The following is a 16,185-nucleotide window of genomic DNA, read 5'->3' as shown; positions in this document are numbered from 1 at the left end:
CTTTTGGCATTACTTTTTCGCATTCCTTGACGAATTCTTACTTATTTTGCTATTCGCTGTCTTTTTCTCATACGAACTGTTTCCATACCTTTGCGTCATAGAAACATTCAACATCACATTACCAACCAGTTGGGCTGAACTATCGGACATGCTGCTGCTCATGGTCTATGGACTATTTGCACGTGGCTTGTCTGCAGCAGAGGCCAAGACGCTCTGCCTCATGAAGTTGAACGGCCAGAAGGTGCTGGCCACTCTGCCTCGCCACCGTTTCCTCAGAATCACGCTCATCATGAGCCAGCAGAAAGGCTTCAAATGACTTGTCAAGAAGAAACTGCCAGGAGAATAAATTGCCAGCAGTTTTAGAATCAGGAATAATAAACTAAAGAATAAATTATGAACAACAAGATGACTGTTAATGAAGAGTTGGAGCTCGTTAGAGCTATCAAGAGTTACAAAAAGCAAAAAAATAACGAGCTAAAGTAAAACTTTGCTCGCTATTCCTTGCTTTTTGTGATTCCGGCGGAATTAGACCCTATATTGATTTTCAGCAAGTTACGTCGCATTTTTGATACAAATTGGACTGTGTATCAAAACCCTATTTTCAGGTTTTTAGGCCAACCACTTGATGAAACCAAAAATTAACTCATATTAACGTTGAAGCGAAACATCTCTTTGTCTCCAATCCTCTCAATGATTGATTGATTAGATTGCATTGCAAAGGTAGGCATTATTTTTGTTACCACCAAATTATGAACCTAAAAAAATGTACTTGGGAAGTTTGGAAATGGGCAAAAAAAACACCCGATAGTTTGAATGGCTTCAGGGACTACCAGGACTGAACGATGCAAAGGTAGAAAATATTTTTGAAACCATCAAATTATGAACCTAAAAAATTGTATCTGGAGCTAAATACATTCACTTAAAAATTTTCTTCCCATTTCTAACAAACACTCCATGTGTAGGTTGCTTATGACTCCGACCTAATAGATCATAAAATATATCAGAGGGTTTAGCGGAATAGATAGAACGGATGCCCGATGTCTTACAGTTCATACGGGCGACGGAGAGGCCTAGGCCTGGATAATGGGTGAACCAGATGAGGTCACGCTTTGGGTCGAGGGTGATTTTCGTCACCTCATTGAGGGCGATGCCAGAGTTGTCGGTGTCGTAGGTCACCCATGAAGTTTCGTCGTAGCAGACGAGGCCGGCGTCACCAGCGGTGGCTATCCAGAGGCGGTTATCGGCATCCACCTGCACGTCCCAAAAGCAGTCGCTGGGCAGCGGCGAGTTGTTGTGGTTGTAGGTCGTCCATGTGTTTCCGTCGAAACAGGTCAGTCCCAATCCATATTCTGACATCATTTTGTCGGGATAGCGAGGGTCGCGACAATTCAGCCAAAGGACGTTGTTGTTATCAATTGTCACCAAGCCCACATAATCGGACGGGAGAGAAGAGTTGGAGGTGGAGTAGTTGCTCCATTGAGTGCCGTCGAAGCAGAACAGTCCGCCGCCGCTAGTGCCACACCATAGGCGATTGCTACTATCGAAGGCCATGCTCAGAACGGACTTAGATAGGATGGAATTGTTTTTGTTGTAGACCGTCCACGTCTCTCCGTCACGCATATAGAGGCCCTTGTTTGTGCCTATCCAGAGGCGATTTTTGCGGTCGAACTTGATGAGGTCGGCATCGGCTTCGCTAAAGGGATAGTCGGTTCTCATGTAGACCTTATTTCCTGTCTCGGTTAGTTCAACGAGGCAGGTGTCGGTAGTGAACCAAGGCCAGAGTATCCATACGTTACCATTACGGTCTGTTTCGGTCTGTGCGGTCTGCGACATAGGTTCAAACCTATAATCGTCCGTATCTATATTGTATTTCTGAAGGCCATAGAGTGAGCCAACGTAGAAATTGCCGCCTGCGTCAATACAACCGCTTCTCAAAGACATCGAATTATCATATAACAAATTGTCAATGAGGTCTACAGCAGTTAATCTATTGTCTGTGAGTTTTAGTAAGCCCTCGAAGCGTGAGCCCACATAGACGTTGTTGCCGTCGGCGGCGTCGATGGTCAACAGGTAATCGTTTGTAATATTCAGCTGATAGGGATAGGCCGTAAAGTTCGTGCCATCATACTTAGTAATAAAGCGGTCGCCAAACATCCACAGATTTCCATTCTCATCGGCCGTCAAGTCTGTGATGTTCGTCTCAGACAGACCAGAATTGTCGGGCATGAAGTGTGTAAAATCGCTGCCATCGAACTTGACAAGCCCGTTGTTGGTCGCTATCCACAAGTATCCGTCTTTGTCGGTTTCAATGTTATTTACCTTCCCGTATGGAATGCTGTATGGCACCAAATCACTAGACGTGAATACACAGAGGTTGTACCTGTTCAATGCATCGTAGCACGCCACCCATATACGCCCGTCCCTGTCGGTCCTAATCTTCTTGACGTAGGCGTAAGGACTAAGCGGGTTGATATCATATCTGGCTGTACACTTCTTTCCATCGAAGGCGTACAAATATGCTATGCCACCAACGAGCATAGTTCCGTCAGTATTGAAATAGAAGCCAGATAAGTGTTGGTTGCTCAGAAATCCGGCATTCTTCATATCGAATTTCTCTATGTCGTTGCCAGTCACCTTAGCCAAGCCGTTGTACTCCGTGCCAACCCACAACTCGCCATCATGCAGCACCATGTCGGTGATAGAATTACCCGTCATGCTTCCGTCGGCACGTTTGAGCACCGTCTGCTCGCCACTCTGCTTGTCTATCTTCACAATGCCACCCTTTGTGCCCACATAAAGGAAGTTCTGGTCGTGGATGATTTTCATCACGAAGTTCTTGCTCGAAATGTTCCGCCAGTCCGTCAGCTGGGCATGCGCCGATAATGCGACAAAGAAAAGGATTACAATAATGTTTGATAGACGTGACATAGGCATGAGAGATATTGCGGGAATTAATAGAGGGGCTTCACTACTTCCACCCTCAATCCAAGAGCATTGATAATTCGATAAAATACTCCGACACTAGGAACGATGACTCCGTTCTCAATCTTAGAGATGTACGACTTTGTAGTGTTAGTACGACGCGCCAACTCCTCCTGAGTTACCTTTGCCTCTTTTCTGGCATCCTGAAGTATCTGACCAGAATAGAAAGAATAAGCAGCTTCTTCTGCCTGAATACGCTCAGGTGTACCCTCCTTGCCAAACTTGGCGTCAAGTACGAGATCGTAGTCAACGATTTTGTGATTGTTTGTCTGCATAATATGCCTCCTTAATTTTTATTGCTTTTTCTATTTCATTTGCTGGCGTTTTCTGGGTTTTCTTTTGAAAGCCATTGAACAGTACTACTATCTGACCATCATCGAAGATAAAAAATACACGGTAGATATTACCGCCATATTCCGTGCGAAGTTCATAGACGCCGTCTTTGATGTGCTTAACGAACTTCTTCGACAGCCTATCTTGAGTTTTCAAGAGAAGTAATCCATATTGGACCTTCTCTTGCTCCTTCTCTTTCAGAGTGGCCATGAACGCCTCAAAATAGCCACCATATGTAAGTATCTTACGCTTCATGGGTGCAAAGATACAAAAAGTTGTCGTATCCTACAACTTTTTATGATAATTTTTTAATAATAAAAAAAGAGAGGTATTAAAATACCTCTCTTTGTGATTCCGGCGGGATTCAAACCCACAACCTTCTGATCCGTAGTCAGATGCTCTATTCAGTTGAGCTACGGAACCAACGTTCCATTGAACTACTGCAAAACTAAAGAAGTGATTCCGGCGGGATTCAAACCCACAACCTTCTGATCCGTAGTCAGATGCTCTATTCAGTTGAGCTACGGAACCCTGTTCCTTATTTGCGGGTGCAAAGGTAAGCACTTTTTTTGGCATTACCAAATGTTTTGCCGAACTTTTTTCAAAAAAGTGCTATTTTTTTTAGAAAACGGGTAAATTCGCTCTCGAAATTGGGGGTTAAGACGCCTTTTCCTATGGATTTCTCGATTTCTTCGATGCTCCAAAAACGTCCTCCATCTAGCTCGGATGCCGATGGGGTGATGGGACCATCGTATGTGGTGCTGTTCACATATACTAATTCGCGCTCTCGGCTGCTCTCGAACACATACTGTCCGATGCGCTTAGGAATAAAGTCGTTGATGCCCAGTTCTTCGCTGACTTCACGCTTCAATGCCTGCTCTGGTGTCTCACCGTAGTCTATATGTCCTCCGACGGCAGTATCCCATTTGTTGGGTTGAATATCTTTCCAGGCAGGTCTTTTCTGCAGGTAAAGTTCACCTTTGGAGTTGAACACATGCAGATGCACCACGGGGTGCAACATTTTTGTCCCACTATGGCACTCGCCACGGGTGGCTTTTCCTATTACTGTTCCGTTCTCGTCGACCAGCGGGAACAGTTCTTTACTGTTATCCATAAATTCTTGTTGTTTATGAGAAGCTAAGTTTTGCAAGACGCTGTCGCAACTGTTTGGCCTCAGATTGTCGGATGGACAATTTAATCTGGCAGGTGTTCTCGTAGGTCTGCGAGATGATGCGCGGCTGCATGTCTTTGACGATGCGCATCACATCGTTCATCATGACGTAGGGGAAGTCGTAGGTGATGATTTCTTCCACCTGTTTCGTCTCCACTTCGGCATGGGCAAGCGCATCGGCAGCAGCCTCGCGATAGGCAATAATGAGTCCGCTGGTGCCTAGATTGACGCCACCGTAGTAGCGGACCACCACAATCAGGATGTCGGTCAAGTCGTTGGAGTTTATCTGTCCTAGGATAGGCTTTCCGGCAGTGCTTGATGGCTCTCCGTCGTCGTTGGCGCGAAACACCTCTCTGGCAGCGCCCAACATGTAGGCGTAGCAGACGTGGCGAGCATCGTAGTATTTCTTGCGATATTGTGCAACTAGTTCCTTGACATCATCGACAGATTCTACGTGATGTGCAAAAGCGAGGAATTTGCTCCGCTTTTCAGAGTAAAATCCCTCGCTCGTATTTTTTATTGTCTTGAATTCGTCTGTCATAGAAATACAGGACAATCTAAGAGTAACTTAAGAAAGTTTGTGGATGACCAGACCCGAGCGCAACTTAGGTTCGAACCATGTAGCCTTGGGAGGCATAATCTTGCCAGAGTCGGCGATGTCCATGATCTGTTTCATAGAAACGGGGTAGAGGGCCAATGCTGCACGCATCTCGCCAGAGTCCACGCGACGTTTCAGTTCGCCCAGTCCGCGCAGACCACCTACAAAGTCGATACGCTGTGAAGAGCGTAGGTCGCCAATGTTCAAAATCTCGTCGAGAATCAGTCGGCTCGAGATATCTACGTCGAGCACGCCGATGGGGTCGTTGTTGTCGTAGGTACCCTCCTTAGCTTTCAGGCTGTACCAATGTTCGTCCAGATAGAGAGAGAACTCATGGATTTCTGCGGGCTTGTAGATGTCTGTGCCTTTGTCTTCTACGATAAAGTTCTTCTGGAGCGCAGCGAGGAACTGCTCGCTGGTGAGACCATTGAGATCCTTTACCACACGGTTGTAGTCAAGGATGGTGAGCTGCGAAGCCTGGAAGCATACAGCCATAAAGAAGTTGTACTCCTCGTCGCCACGATGGTTGGGGTTCTGCTTCTGCTTCTCCTGTCCAACCAGGGCAGCTGCAGCTGAACGATGGTGACCGTCGGCAATATACATAGAAGGCATCTTGGCAAACTCGTCGGTGATGGTCTGCATATCCTTCTTGTCGCTAATCACCCAGAACTGATGGCGGAAACCATCGATAGGAGCCACGAAGTCGTATTCTGGTTTGGTGGCAGCATAGCGCATGATCAGCTCGTTGAGCACAGCATTGTCGGGATATGCAAAGAACACAGGCTCGATGTTGGCATTGTTCACGCGAACGTGCTTCATGCGGTCTTCCTCTTTGTCGCGTCTAGTCAGCTCGTGCTTCTTGATGCGACCAGCCATGTAGTCGTCGGTATGAGCGCACACCACCAGTCCGTACTGCGTCTTGCTGTTAGCAGAATCAGGATTCATGGTTTGCGCATAAATATAATAATGTTCCTGTTCATCTTGTACCAGCCATCCTTTGTCCTGGAACTTTTGGAAGTTCTCGGCAGCCTTTTCATAGACTTTTGGATCGTACTCGCTGGTACCTGCGGGGAAGTCAATCTCGGGTTTGATGATATGGTAGAGGCTCTTCTCGTTGTCGCCAGCCTCGGCGCGTGCTTCTTCAGAATCCAGTACGTCGTAGGGGCGGCTTTCTACTTGCTCTACAAGTTCTTTAGGTGGACGGATGCCACGAAATGGTTTAACTGTTGCCATAGGTTTAATTTTGAAGTTTGGTTATGTGGAGTGCAAAGGTAAGCATAAAAAACGAAAATGCCAAGAAAACACTCATTTCTTTCCTTTGTTTATCAAATAGATTCCTATTGTGGTCAGGGTAGCTGCAACCGCATATTTCCATTTGAATTCCTCGTTGAGGCAAAGGCACGATGTGACGGCGCCAACCACGGGTATCAGCGAGTTCCAAATGGCAATCTTGCCCACGGGATTGCACGTCAGCAGCTTGTTGTAGAGTGTGAATCCAATGGTAGATATGCCAATGAGCATCAGTAAGTAGAGCAGTCCCAGCAGGGTAGTGTGGGGCAGTGTGCCACCCATCAGCAGTCCTGGTATCACCAACAAGGCTCCGCCAATGCCCAGACTCAAGCCAGTGCCTACAAACACATCGATGCGCTTGGCCACGCCTCTGGTCATCAGGGCAGCAAAGGCACTGCAAAGGGCATTGAGGATAATCATACCGTCGCCCAGCAGTGTGAACGACCCACTGGCTTCGCCTCCAAGGTTCAGTGAAAGGATACCGCTGAAACCAATAGTGCAGCCCATCACCTTCTGTAGGTTCAGTTTGTCGCTTTTGAAAAATGCGCACGCCAACAGCACGAGGGTGAAGACACTTAGCGAATTGAGAATGGCTGCACGACTGCCTTGACTGTGGGACAAACCGATATAGAAAGCAGCATAGTGGAGGGTAGTGTTGAGTAGCGCGAATACCAGTAGGAATAGGTGTGTGCTGGCCCGATGTCCCATGGTGATCTCTTTCAGGCGAAACGACCTGTTAGTCATCTTGGCTACCAACAGGATGATGGCTCCAGAAATAGAAAAACGAATGCCGGCAAACAGCATCTTGCTGCCTGTCATATCGGGCGTGATCTGCAGTTCCTCAAAGCCCAACTTGATGAGTGGATAAGCCCATCCCCACAGGAAAGCAGCGATGAAAGCCAGAAAGGCTGCCCATACTGGGCGCTGAAAGATAGATGGTTTCATATTAGCACCCTATCCACCATTACTTATCGTTGATAAACGATTTGGTGGTCATGTCATAGTATAGAGCTTCCAGCTCTGCCAAAGTCAGTTGCTCTACAGAGTGCTCAATGATGCGAATAAGCTCGTCGCGACGTCCTTCGTCCGACTGCTTGAAGCGGTTCATGTATCCCATAAAATTATACTACTTCTCCAATTTTTACGCAAAGATAGTTAATATTTGGCAATTGAATGCAATAATTTGGATTAATTATACGTCTAATAGATGTAAACAATCTAAAAACATACGATTATGATACTATCAACCACTCCGCAAATCGAAGGTCACACCATTCGTGAGTACAAAGGCATTGTGACAGGTGAAACAATTATTGGCGCCAATATGTTCAAGGACTTCTTTGCTGGCATCCGTGATATAGTAGGCGGTCGAGCCGGTAGCTACGAGAAGGTGTTGGCCGAGGCCAAGGATACCTCAATTCGTGAGATGATGCAACGTGCCGAGGTTCTTGGTGCCAATGCCATCGTTGGTGTTGATATTGACTATGAGACAGTGGGTGCCAATGGTTCTATGCTGATGGTTGCCACCAGTGGAACTGCCGTAGTTATATAAAATTAAATCAGACCAGATAGGATGTCTCCGTGGTGGTGTTCGTCGTTTTTGACGCTTTCCACCTCGGGGACTTCGGCAATTGCAGGAATGCGTTGCGTTCTTTTTCTGTCTTTTTACCGCTCGTTTGTGGTAATGATTGTTCTGAGCGATTTCTGTGGATGAGGCTTACTTCTCGTCGGTCGGGATGACGATAGGCTTATGGGCTTCAGTCCATGCGATGATGCCGCCCTTTAGGTTTACCAGCTTGTAACCCTCGTTTGCCAGCAAGTTTGCTGCACCTGCAGAGCGTCTGCCACTGCGACAATAGATGGCAATAGTCTTGTCGGTGGGTAGGGCCGCTTTTGCTTTCGCGATGAAGTCTTTTTTCTTAAAGTCTATGTTGATGGCCCCTTTTATGTGTCCTTCTGCGTATTCGTTGTCAGTTCTTACGTCAAGAACCACTACGGTTGAGTCGGCTATCAGTTGGGCAAACCCCTCTGCGTCAGTGTCATCGAATAATTGCTGTCCCCATGCAGTGTTAAGTCCCAGCATAGCCAGCAAACATGCAATAATTTTTTTCATTTGTTGTTTCTTTTATTCCCAGATGATGTTTTCGGCTGCAAAGTTACTGCTTTTCTTCTTTTTATTGGCGCTGTGTGCCTCTAATAAAAGTTAATTGGCAGAAGCAGATGTGTCAATGTCGCAGATTATTAGTACCTTTGCAAACCGTACGACGACGCGATTCGCGTATGCACCCAAGATATGGAAAGGATAATCAGAGAAGCTAAACCGACCGATATACCAGAGATTATGCAAGTGATGGCTGCCGCAAAGGGTATCATGAGGCAGTCGGGCAATATGCATCAGTGGAGTGATGGATATCCTTCTGAGGCCGTAATCTCTCAGGATATGCAGCTGCATGGCGCTTTTGTTGTTGAGGACGAGGGGCAAGTGGTGGGCTATTTTGCCTTCTTGTCATCGCCCGATCCTACCTATCTAAAAATATATAATGGCGCATGGCTCGACGATGTGCAGCCCTATCATGTGATCCACCGCATCGCCAGCAGACCCGAAGTTCACGGCATCTTTGCCAGCGTGATGGACTTCTGTCTGAAGCGTGACAAGAATATCCGTGTGGATACCCATCGGGACAATCATATTATGCAGCACAACCTGCTCAAGTATGGCTTTGACTATTGTGGTATAATCTACCTGCTGTCGGGCGATGAGCGGTTGGCTTATCAACGCATATTACCATAATTCAGTGACGATGAAACATAAACTGATACTGTGCTTATTCCTGCTGTTGGCAGTTGGGGCGTGGGGAAAACAGAAGATTACCAACGAGCAACAGGCGCGACAGATATTCGACAAGGCTTATAATCAAGTGTTTGGTCCACAAGGGGCCACATTGCATTACGATGTAGATATCATTGGCATTTATAAGACGCATGGCACCATCTGGTACAAAGGCAAAAAACAACGCTTTAGTGATGAGCGTGTGGATACCTGGAATGATGGTGTGACGGCTTTCATGGCCTATCGAAAGCGTCGTGTGGTGGAGGTGCATGATGCAATGTCTGATAAGAAGGATAAGTACTCTGGAAAGTTTAAGTTCTCCTTAGATGATTTTTCGTATCGCGTTGAGAAACATGGTAATAATCTTTTGCTGACTCTGAAACAAAAGAAAGGCGCAAAGGGTACAATTAAGGAGGTGAAGGCAACTGTGACTCAGGGCACTTATCATCCTATTAGTCTAAAAATTAAGGTCGCTTTCATATGGGCAAAGATAAAGATAAGCAATTTTAAATCGGGTGGGATAGATGATAATATGTTTATATTCCCTCGTGAAAAGTATAAGGATTGGGAGTTTGACGATAAGCGTTAACAGTCTAGTCGGACTGTAGTGCCTTCGATAGTGATTGCTTCGTCGAGTGCCATCTTGCGTAGCGCATTCTGGATGGTTTCGCTATCAAATGGAAGTTGCATCAGTTCCTTTACTTCGTGTGGCTTCTTGTCGGCCAAGATGTTTTTGATAGCCTCGGTAGCAGTTTTTGTCTCAACCTTGAATCCGGCTTTGTTTCCGTGTGAAAGACATACGTCGCATTGTCCGCAAGGCTTACTTTTGGTTTCGCCAAAGTAGCGTAGCAGTTGCTGACTGCGGCACTGATTACCTCTCGTAGCGTAGTTTATCATGTGCTCTATGCGCTCGCTGAAGCGTTCTTTCAGCGTCTCATAGACTGCTGGAGGGAACGAAAGATACTGCGACTCCTCGCGACGCTGACGATAGCGTATGAGTGGCGTCTTCTTCTGTGGTATAAACTGAATGATATTCTTTTGTGCCAGTCCTTTCAGCAAAAGGTAAACCATGGGTGTCGTTGAGTCGGTTTGCTGAGCCAGAAAGGTCTCGTCAATGTACTGAAAGCCATTGAAAAGTCCGCTGTAGTTGCGCAGCAGCGTGATGATGAGTGCATCCTCCTCTTTGCTGTTTCCGCGAAGGCGATACAAATCGTCGCGTTCCAACACGAATCTCACGCGTGCCTTACATTCCTCTTCCTCGTGATATTCTATGTAGCCAGCGCGATCCAATATCTTCAAGGCGGCATCCACACGGATGGGGAAGTGCTTGAAGTTGTGGCAGAACTTATCGATGGGGAATTCGAACATCGCGTTATAGCCAGATCCTATACCTATCTGATAGAAATAAGCCAAGTGGTCGTACACCTTGCGAATGTAGTCTTTCTCTGGGAAGGTGTCAACGATGCGCTTGTGAAGTTTCATGGCATCGCTGTCGTTATACAACAGTACGGCGTAGGCTTTCTTGCCGTCGCGTCCTGCACGTCCAGCCTCTTGGAAGTAAGCCTCCAAACTATCCGGACAGTCGATATGGATGACAACGCGCACATCGGGTTTGTCGATACCCATACCAAAGGCGTTTGTAGCTACGATGATACGCACCTTTCCTTCTTGCCATTCCTTCTGTCGCTGATCTTTCTCGTTATAATCCAATCCAGCATGAAAGAAAGTCGCATCTAGGCCGTTTTTGCACAGCAGTTCTGCTGTCTCCTTGGTACGCTGACGGCTGCGAGCATATACGATAGCAGAACCAGAGATGCGTTTCAGGATATGAATGAGTTGAGCTTCCTTGTCGGCAGTCTCTCTTACTACATAAGCCAGGTTCTTGCGCTCAAAGCTCATGCGGAACACGTTTTTCTGCTTGAACAGCAACTTCTCCTGGATATCATCCACTACAGCGGGCGTAGCTGTAGCAGTGAGCGCCAGTATAGGTGTATCAGGTAACATCTTACGGATGTTGCCGATAGCTAGATAAGAAGGTCGGAAATCGTAGCCCCATTGGCAAATGCAATGAGCCTCGTCGATGCATATGAAACTCACCTTCATGTGGTTGAGTTTCTGTAAAAAGAGTTCAGAGGAAAGTCGCTCAGGAGAGACGTAGAGTAGTTTTATGGCGCCGAAAACAGCATTTTCTAAAGTCTTGATAACGTCATCGTGCGACAAGTCAGAATGGATAGCAGCTGCACGTATGCCACGTTTGCGCAGATTCTGCACCTGATCCTTCATCAGGGCAATGAGGGGCGTAATGACAATACACGTGCCTTCCTGAGCCAAAGCAGGCACCTGGAACGTGATAGACTTACCGCCACCAGTAGGCATCAGACCCAGTGTGTCTTTCTGGCTACCTATTGACTCAATGATTTCTTTCTGAATGCCACGGAAATCATCGTAGCCCCAGTATTTCTTTAGAATCTGTTCATAGTCCATAGCCTAGAACTATCAATACTCTTCCGATGGTTTGATATCCTCAATCTGTAGCTGAACCTCGTTGCGCTTATAGATGTTCTCCTCGATAGTATATGCAATGTCGAACGAGCGTTTAGACTTGATATAGCGTGCAGCTGCGCTCTGTCCGAAGGCAATGCCGTTCATCACATTACTTGAACGCGAATCAACCAGTTCCAGTTTGATGTGTTCCTGCTGTTTGCCCACCACCTTTGATGTGCCGTAGTCATAGACGTTGCGTGTGCAGAAGATGGGCTTGGGGTTCTCGGGGCCGTGAGGTGCAAACTTCTTTAGGTCGTTGTGCAGTTTCTTTGTGATGTCCTTGAAGTCAATCTCAGCCTCTACATCGAGCATAGCCTCGGTTTGTTCAGGCAGAATGTGCTGGCTCACGTACAACTGGAAACGGCGACGGAACTCAGGGATGTTTTCCACCTTCAGCGAGAGACCTACGGCATAGGTATGACCTCCGAAGTTCTCCAGCAAGTCACGGCATTCCTTGATCGCATCATAGATGTCATAGCCAGCCACACTGCGTGCTGAGCCCGTAGCCATTCCGTCGTTGCACGACAGAACCACCGTGGGACGGTAGTATATTTCAGTGAGGCGCGAAGCTACGATGCCTACTACGCCCTTCTTCCATCCCTCGTCGTAGAGTACGATGGCAGATTGGTGCTCCTGACTCTCCAGTCGTTCCACGATCTGGTTGGCCTCTTCGGTCATCTGTTTGTCGATGTCCTTGCGCTGCTCGTTGTATTCGTTGATATGCGAAGCCTCTATCAGCGCCTTCTGGAAGTCGCGTTCCACCAGTAGGTCAACCGTCTCCGTGCCATTCTGTACACGTCCGCTGGCATTGATGCGAGGGCCAATCTTGAAGATGATGTCACTCATGGTGATCTCGCGACCAGTCAATCCGCAAATCTCGATAATAGATTTTAGACCTACCGACGGATTCTGATTCAGTTGTTTCAGACCATGGAAAGCCAAAATGCGGTTTTCGCCTGTCACAGGAACGATGTCGGCAGCGATGCTCACTGCACAGAATTCCAGCAGTGGAACCAGCTGTGAGAAGGCAATGCCATTGTTTTTAGCAAAGGCCTGCATGAACTTGAAACCTACGCCACAACCACACAGGTGCTTGAAAGGGTAGGTGGAGTTAGCGCGCTTGGGGTTTAGGATAGCCACAGCACATGGCAGTTCATCATCGGGCACGTGGTGATCGCAGATGATAAAGTCGATGCCCAAACTCTTGGCATAGGCAATCTCGTCGATAGCTTTGATGCCGCAATCCAGTACGATAATCAACTTCACACCCGCCTGAGCGGCATAGTCCAGCGCTTTGATACTGATGCCATAGCCCTCTTCATAGCGATCAGGGATGTAGTACTCAATATTTGAGTAGAACTGCTGCAAGAACTTGTACACCAAAGCCACAGCTGTGCATCCGTCCACATCGTAGTCGCCGTATACCATGATACGCTCTTTTCGACCCATGGCGTCGTTCAAACGATCCACGGCGATATCCATGTCGTTCATCAAGAACGGGTCAATGAGCTCGCTGAGCATAGGGCGGAAAAATCGTTTGGCTGCCGACTCTGTGCGAATACCACGCTTGATGAGTAGTTCGGCCAGAATGGGACTCATGTTTATTTTGTCTGCCAATTCTTTCGCCGCCAACTGCCGTTCAGGCGTAGGAGGTTCATAATTCCATTTAGAATTCATTATATCGTTTTTTTTATCTTCGTTTCAGGTGCCATTGGTGCCTATTACGGCAAAATAGCATACAAAGGTAACGAATAAAAACGAAAAAGCGGCATATCCTGTATGAAATTTAACAGAATATGCCGCTTTTTATATAAATCAGCTTCTTACTGCTTAGATGCCAAGCTTTTTACGGATGTTCTTGGGAATAGCGTTCTTATTGATCAGGAAATCCATCGTGTTGGCAGCGATAAAGGTTTTGGTCATGTACCAAGTTCCTTTGTAGTCGCCTGTTTCGCCCCATGAGTTCTTGACCATATAGTACTCCTTGCCATTCTGATCCTTAGCCACGCCATAGATCAGCATGCCGTGGTCGTCGGTCAGCTCCCAGTTGTCGAAGCGCTCCTGGCGCAGCTCCTGAGTAGCGGTAATCTCGGGTACGTTGCATCCCAGGGAGTCGATGAGGTTGCGCTTCTTAGCAGCAGTCATCTTCAGCCAGCGAGCCATATCGCTACCTGCCAGACTCTCAGTCTTCTTGGTGTCGATGGCATAAGCCAAACCCTGACGTGTGAATCCGTCCTCAGACACGTCGCCGCCCCATGCGATGGTGTAGCCCTTTTCGATAGCGTTGTCGATGACCTGCATCATCTCGTCCATTGGCAGGTTGTAGCTCAGGGGGAAACGCCAGTTGTCCTGTACCTCTACAGCAAAACCTGTGTAGAAGGGGTGGTGGGTGTAGCTGGTGATGGAAACGTAGTCATCCAGATTGATGCCCAGGCTCTCAGCGAAGCTCTTTGGCGTGTATTTCTTTCCCTCGTATGTGAAGCTCTCAGGGCACTGTCCCAGGTAAGCATCCAGAATGCCCTGCAAACCTACTTTCCACTGGCTTGATATCTTCTTGGCGTCGCTCTTAGCAATGGCAGCTACATAGGGCTCCATCAGTGAGAAGAACTCGTTGAAGTTGTTCAGTGAGTCACCATAGAGAGAACCAGGGAAAGGCATAGCGCCCTCTGGGCAGATACCAAACTTCTTCATGGTTGCCAGCACGTCTTCTGCAGAACCACCCTGAGAGAACTGGCAGTCGCCATGGTAGCGTACCACCTGAATAGCACGATCCATATAGGTCTTGTTGGCCACGAAGCTCTCGCAGAGGTCGTATGTCTTGCCAGTTGTCTTCAGAATCTCAGCCTCAAAGAATGAGATGGTAGAGTAGTCCCAACAAGTACCACTGCGGTTCTGGTCTTTCACGCTGGTGATGGGATTTTCTTTAATGGTGGTGAATACAGGCTTGTTGCACTTGGTAGAGTCTTTCTCTGCAGCCTGTGTTCCCAAGGCCAATACGGCCAGGAGTGTGATTGATAGTAATTTTTTCATTTTCAATTAGTTATTATTCATAAATGATTCTAATTCTTTAGGGTGATAGGGGATGCGTTTTGAACCCAGGAATCGGCATCCGTCCTTGGTGATCAGGATGTCGTCTTCGATGCGAATACCACCAAAATCCTTGTAGGTTTCCAGCTTGTCAAAGTTTAGGAACTCCTTGCAGTGGCCCTCGCTCTTCCACAGGTCGATGAGGTGGGGAATGAAGTATATACCTGGCTCATCGGTTACCACGAAGCCTTCCTCTAGGCGGCGACCCATGCGCAGGCAATTGGTGCCAAACTGTTCAAGATTGGGGCGTGTCTCCTCGTCGAAGCCTACGTAGATTTGTCCCAGTCCTTCCATATCGTGTACATCCATACCCATCATGTGTCCTAATCCGTGAGGCAGGAACATGGCGTGAGCACCAGCGCGTACAGCCTCTTCGGTGTCGCCCTTCATCAGTCCCAATTCCTTCAGCCGATCGGTCATCAGACGGCAAACAGCAAAGTGCACATCCTGATACTTTACACCAGGCTTGGCTACCTCGAGCACATAGTCGTGGCAGGCCTCTACGATGGAGTAGATTTCCAGCTGCTTCTGTGTGAACTTACCGCTTACGGGCATGGTGCGTGTGTTGTCTGAACAGTAGTCGTCCAGTTCGCATCCTGCGTCGCACAGTGCCAGACGTCCAGCTTCCAGTTGGGCACCACTGGGGCTTCCGTGCATAATCTCCCCATGCTGCGAGAAGATAGTAGCAAAGCTGACGCCCTGTGCTAAACTGCGAGCTATGCCGTCCACCTGTCCGCCAATGAATCGCTCTGTGACGCCAGGCTTGATCAGCAGTTGTGCTGTGGTATGCATGGCATAGCCCACGTCGCAAGCTCGCTCGATGGCGTCAATCTCTTGTGGTTCCTTGGTAGAGCGCATCTTCACCACTGCTTTGATAAGTTTCAGTGAAGCTGCTTCCTTCTGTGCAGAAGGATGGATGCCCAGCAGGTCCATAATCTGAATCTTAGTGTCGTGACGATAAGGTGGCAGGAAGTGCTTCTCTGCGGCTGCCCAGGTACCTTTCAGCCTGTTGGTCAGCTCTTTCATGGGTGCAGTCTTCTTTACACCCACCTCTGCAGCCAGATCAGCTACAGACGGCACGAATCCCATCCATACAATGTCCTCGATGTCAATGTCGTCGCCAAAGAGCCATTCTTCGTCATTGTCCACATCAATAACGCCCACCAGTCCATCGCGGTGCTGGCCGAAGTAGTAAATGAATGAAGAGTCTTGACGGAATGGCGCATAGCTGTTGGCGGGGTAGTTGGCGGGTGATTCGTTGTTACCGAAAAGTACGATAATACCATTGCCAACCAGTTGCTTTAATTCAGCTCTGCGACGTGTGTATGTGTCTTTATTAAACATATTAGT

The 16,185-nt window shown here is 47.6% G+C and carries 17 protein-coding genes and 2 tRNA genes; 4 read left to right on the top strand and 15 right to left on the bottom strand.

The genetic code is table 11. The features are described from left to right. Positions 1–46 precede the first annotated feature (46 nt). Positions 47–316, top strand: coding sequence for a hypothetical protein (locus tag T433_RS16525; RefSeq protein ID WP_155808460.1), 270 nt, complete (start codon positions 47–49; stop codon positions 314–316). Between the two features lie 599 nt (positions 317–915). Here T433_RS16525 and T433_RS0109660 read toward each other — a convergent pair. The 10 genes from T433_RS0109660 to T433_RS16520 all read right to left on the bottom strand — a co-directional run bounded on the left by T433_RS0109660 (position 916) and on the right by T433_RS16520 (position 7,491). After that, the gene (locus tag T433_RS0109660; RefSeq protein ID WP_162164193.1) at positions 916–2,928 is read right to left on the bottom strand and encodes a two-component regulator propeller domain-containing protein; all 2,013 of its coding nucleotides are present in this window, start codon (positions 2,926–2,928) and stop codon (positions 916–918) included. Positions 2,929–2,951: 23 nt separating this feature from the next. After that, positions 2,952–3,257, bottom strand: a complete 306-nt coding sequence (locus tag T433_RS0109655; RefSeq protein ID WP_027455657.1) for a helix-turn-helix domain-containing protein — start codon at positions 3,255–3,257, stop codon at positions 2,952–2,954. Further along, positions 3,229–3,570 carry a type II toxin-antitoxin system RelE/ParE family toxin gene (locus T433_RS0109650; protein WP_027455656.1) on the bottom strand — a complete coding sequence of 114 codons (342 nt, stop codon included), beginning with the start codon at positions 3,568–3,570 and terminating at the stop codon, positions 3,229–3,231. The genes T433_RS0109655 and T433_RS0109650 overlap by 29 nt, the downstream gene beginning before the upstream one ends. A 94-nt stretch (positions 3,571–3,664) precedes the next feature. After that, positions 3,665–3,738 (bottom strand) — tRNA-Arg (locus tag T433_RS0109645). Positions 3,739–3,772: 34 nt separating this feature from the next. Continuing rightward, positions 3,773–3,846, bottom strand: a tRNA-Arg gene (locus tag T433_RS0109640). A gap of 70 nt (positions 3,847–3,916) precedes the next feature. Next, positions 3,917–4,429 carry an NUDIX hydrolase gene (locus T433_RS0109635; RefSeq protein ID WP_027455655.1) on the bottom strand — a complete coding sequence of 171 codons (513 nt, stop codon included), beginning with the start codon at positions 4,427–4,429 and terminating at the stop codon, positions 3,917–3,919. A gap of 13 nt (positions 4,430–4,442) precedes the next feature. Further along, entirely contained in the window at positions 4,443–5,027 is a 585-nt protein-coding gene (locus T433_RS0109630) for a YigZ family protein (protein ID WP_027455654.1), read from the bottom strand. 27 nt (positions 5,028–5,054) lie between these two features. Then, positions 5,055–6,317 carry a DUF1015 domain-containing protein gene (locus T433_RS0109625; protein WP_027455653.1) on the bottom strand — a complete coding sequence of 421 codons (1,263 nt, stop codon included), beginning with the start codon at positions 6,315–6,317 and terminating at the stop codon, positions 5,055–5,057. A gap of 72 nt (positions 6,318–6,389) precedes the next feature. Continuing rightward, positions 6,390–7,319 (bottom strand): DMT family transporter, encoded by a 930-nt coding sequence (locus T433_RS0109620; RefSeq protein ID WP_027449831.1) that lies wholly within the window; start codon positions 7,317–7,319, stop codon positions 6,390–6,392. A 19-nt stretch (positions 7,320–7,338) separates the two neighbouring features. After that, entirely contained in the window at positions 7,339–7,491 is a 153-nt protein-coding gene (locus T433_RS16520; protein WP_155808458.1) for a hypothetical protein, read from the bottom strand. Between the two features lie 117 nt (positions 7,492–7,608). Between T433_RS16520 and T433_RS0109610 the strand changes: the two genes are divergently transcribed. Then, a complete protein-coding gene (locus tag T433_RS0109610) occupies positions 7,609–7,926 on the top strand; it encodes a heavy metal-binding domain-containing protein (protein ID WP_027449832.1) in 318 nt (105 codons plus the stop codon). A 165-nt stretch (positions 7,927–8,091) separates the two neighbouring features. On the opposite strand, the gene T433_RS0109605 is transcribed toward T433_RS0109610, so the two are convergent. Next, a complete protein-coding gene (locus T433_RS0109605; protein WP_027455652.1) occupies positions 8,092–8,487 on the bottom strand; it encodes a rhodanese-like domain-containing protein in 396 nt (131 codons plus the stop codon). Between the two features lie 180 nt (positions 8,488–8,667). Between T433_RS0109605 and T433_RS0109600 the strand changes: the two genes are divergently transcribed. Next, complete coding sequence (locus tag T433_RS0109600; protein WP_044109639.1) at positions 8,668–9,165, top strand: GNAT family N-acetyltransferase; 498 nt, start codon at positions 8,668–8,670, stop codon at positions 9,163–9,165. 10 nt (positions 9,166–9,175) lie between these two features. After that, complete coding sequence (locus T433_RS0109595) at positions 9,176–9,793, top strand: LolA-like protein (protein ID WP_155808457.1); 618 nt, start codon at positions 9,176–9,178, stop codon at positions 9,791–9,793. On the opposite strand, the gene T433_RS0109590 is transcribed toward T433_RS0109595, so the two are convergent. The 4 genes from T433_RS0109590 to T433_RS0109575 form a co-directional block, all read right to left on the bottom strand. Beyond that, entirely contained in the window at positions 9,790–11,688 is a 1,899-nt protein-coding gene (locus T433_RS0109590; protein ID WP_027455649.1) for a RecQ family ATP-dependent DNA helicase, read from the bottom strand. The genes T433_RS0109595 and T433_RS0109590 overlap by 4 nt on opposite strands. 12 nt (positions 11,689–11,700) lie before the next feature. Beyond that, positions 11,701–13,425: a single-stranded-DNA-specific exonuclease RecJ gene (gene recJ, locus T433_RS0109585; RefSeq protein WP_027455648.1), complete on the bottom strand. Its 1,725-nt coding sequence runs from the start codon at positions 13,423–13,425 to the stop codon at positions 11,701–11,703. A gap of 153 nt (positions 13,426–13,578) precedes the next feature. Continuing rightward, positions 13,579–14,778, bottom strand: coding sequence for a C1 family peptidase (locus T433_RS0109580; protein WP_027455647.1), 1,200 nt, complete (start codon positions 14,776–14,778; stop codon positions 13,579–13,581). A gap of 6 nt (positions 14,779–14,784) precedes the next feature. Then, entirely contained in the window at positions 14,785–16,179 is a 1,395-nt protein-coding gene (locus tag T433_RS0109575) for an aminopeptidase P family protein (protein WP_027449839.1), read from the bottom strand. Positions 16,180–16,185 lie beyond the last annotated feature (6 nt).

Origin of the sequence: Xylanibacter brevis ATCC 19188 (genome assembly GCF_000621725.1) — a bacterium.
Classification (GTDB): Bacteria; Bacteroidota; Bacteroidia; order Bacteroidales; family Bacteroidaceae; genus Prevotella; species Prevotella brevis.
This window is presented reverse-complemented; position numbering and strand designations above follow the sequence as displayed.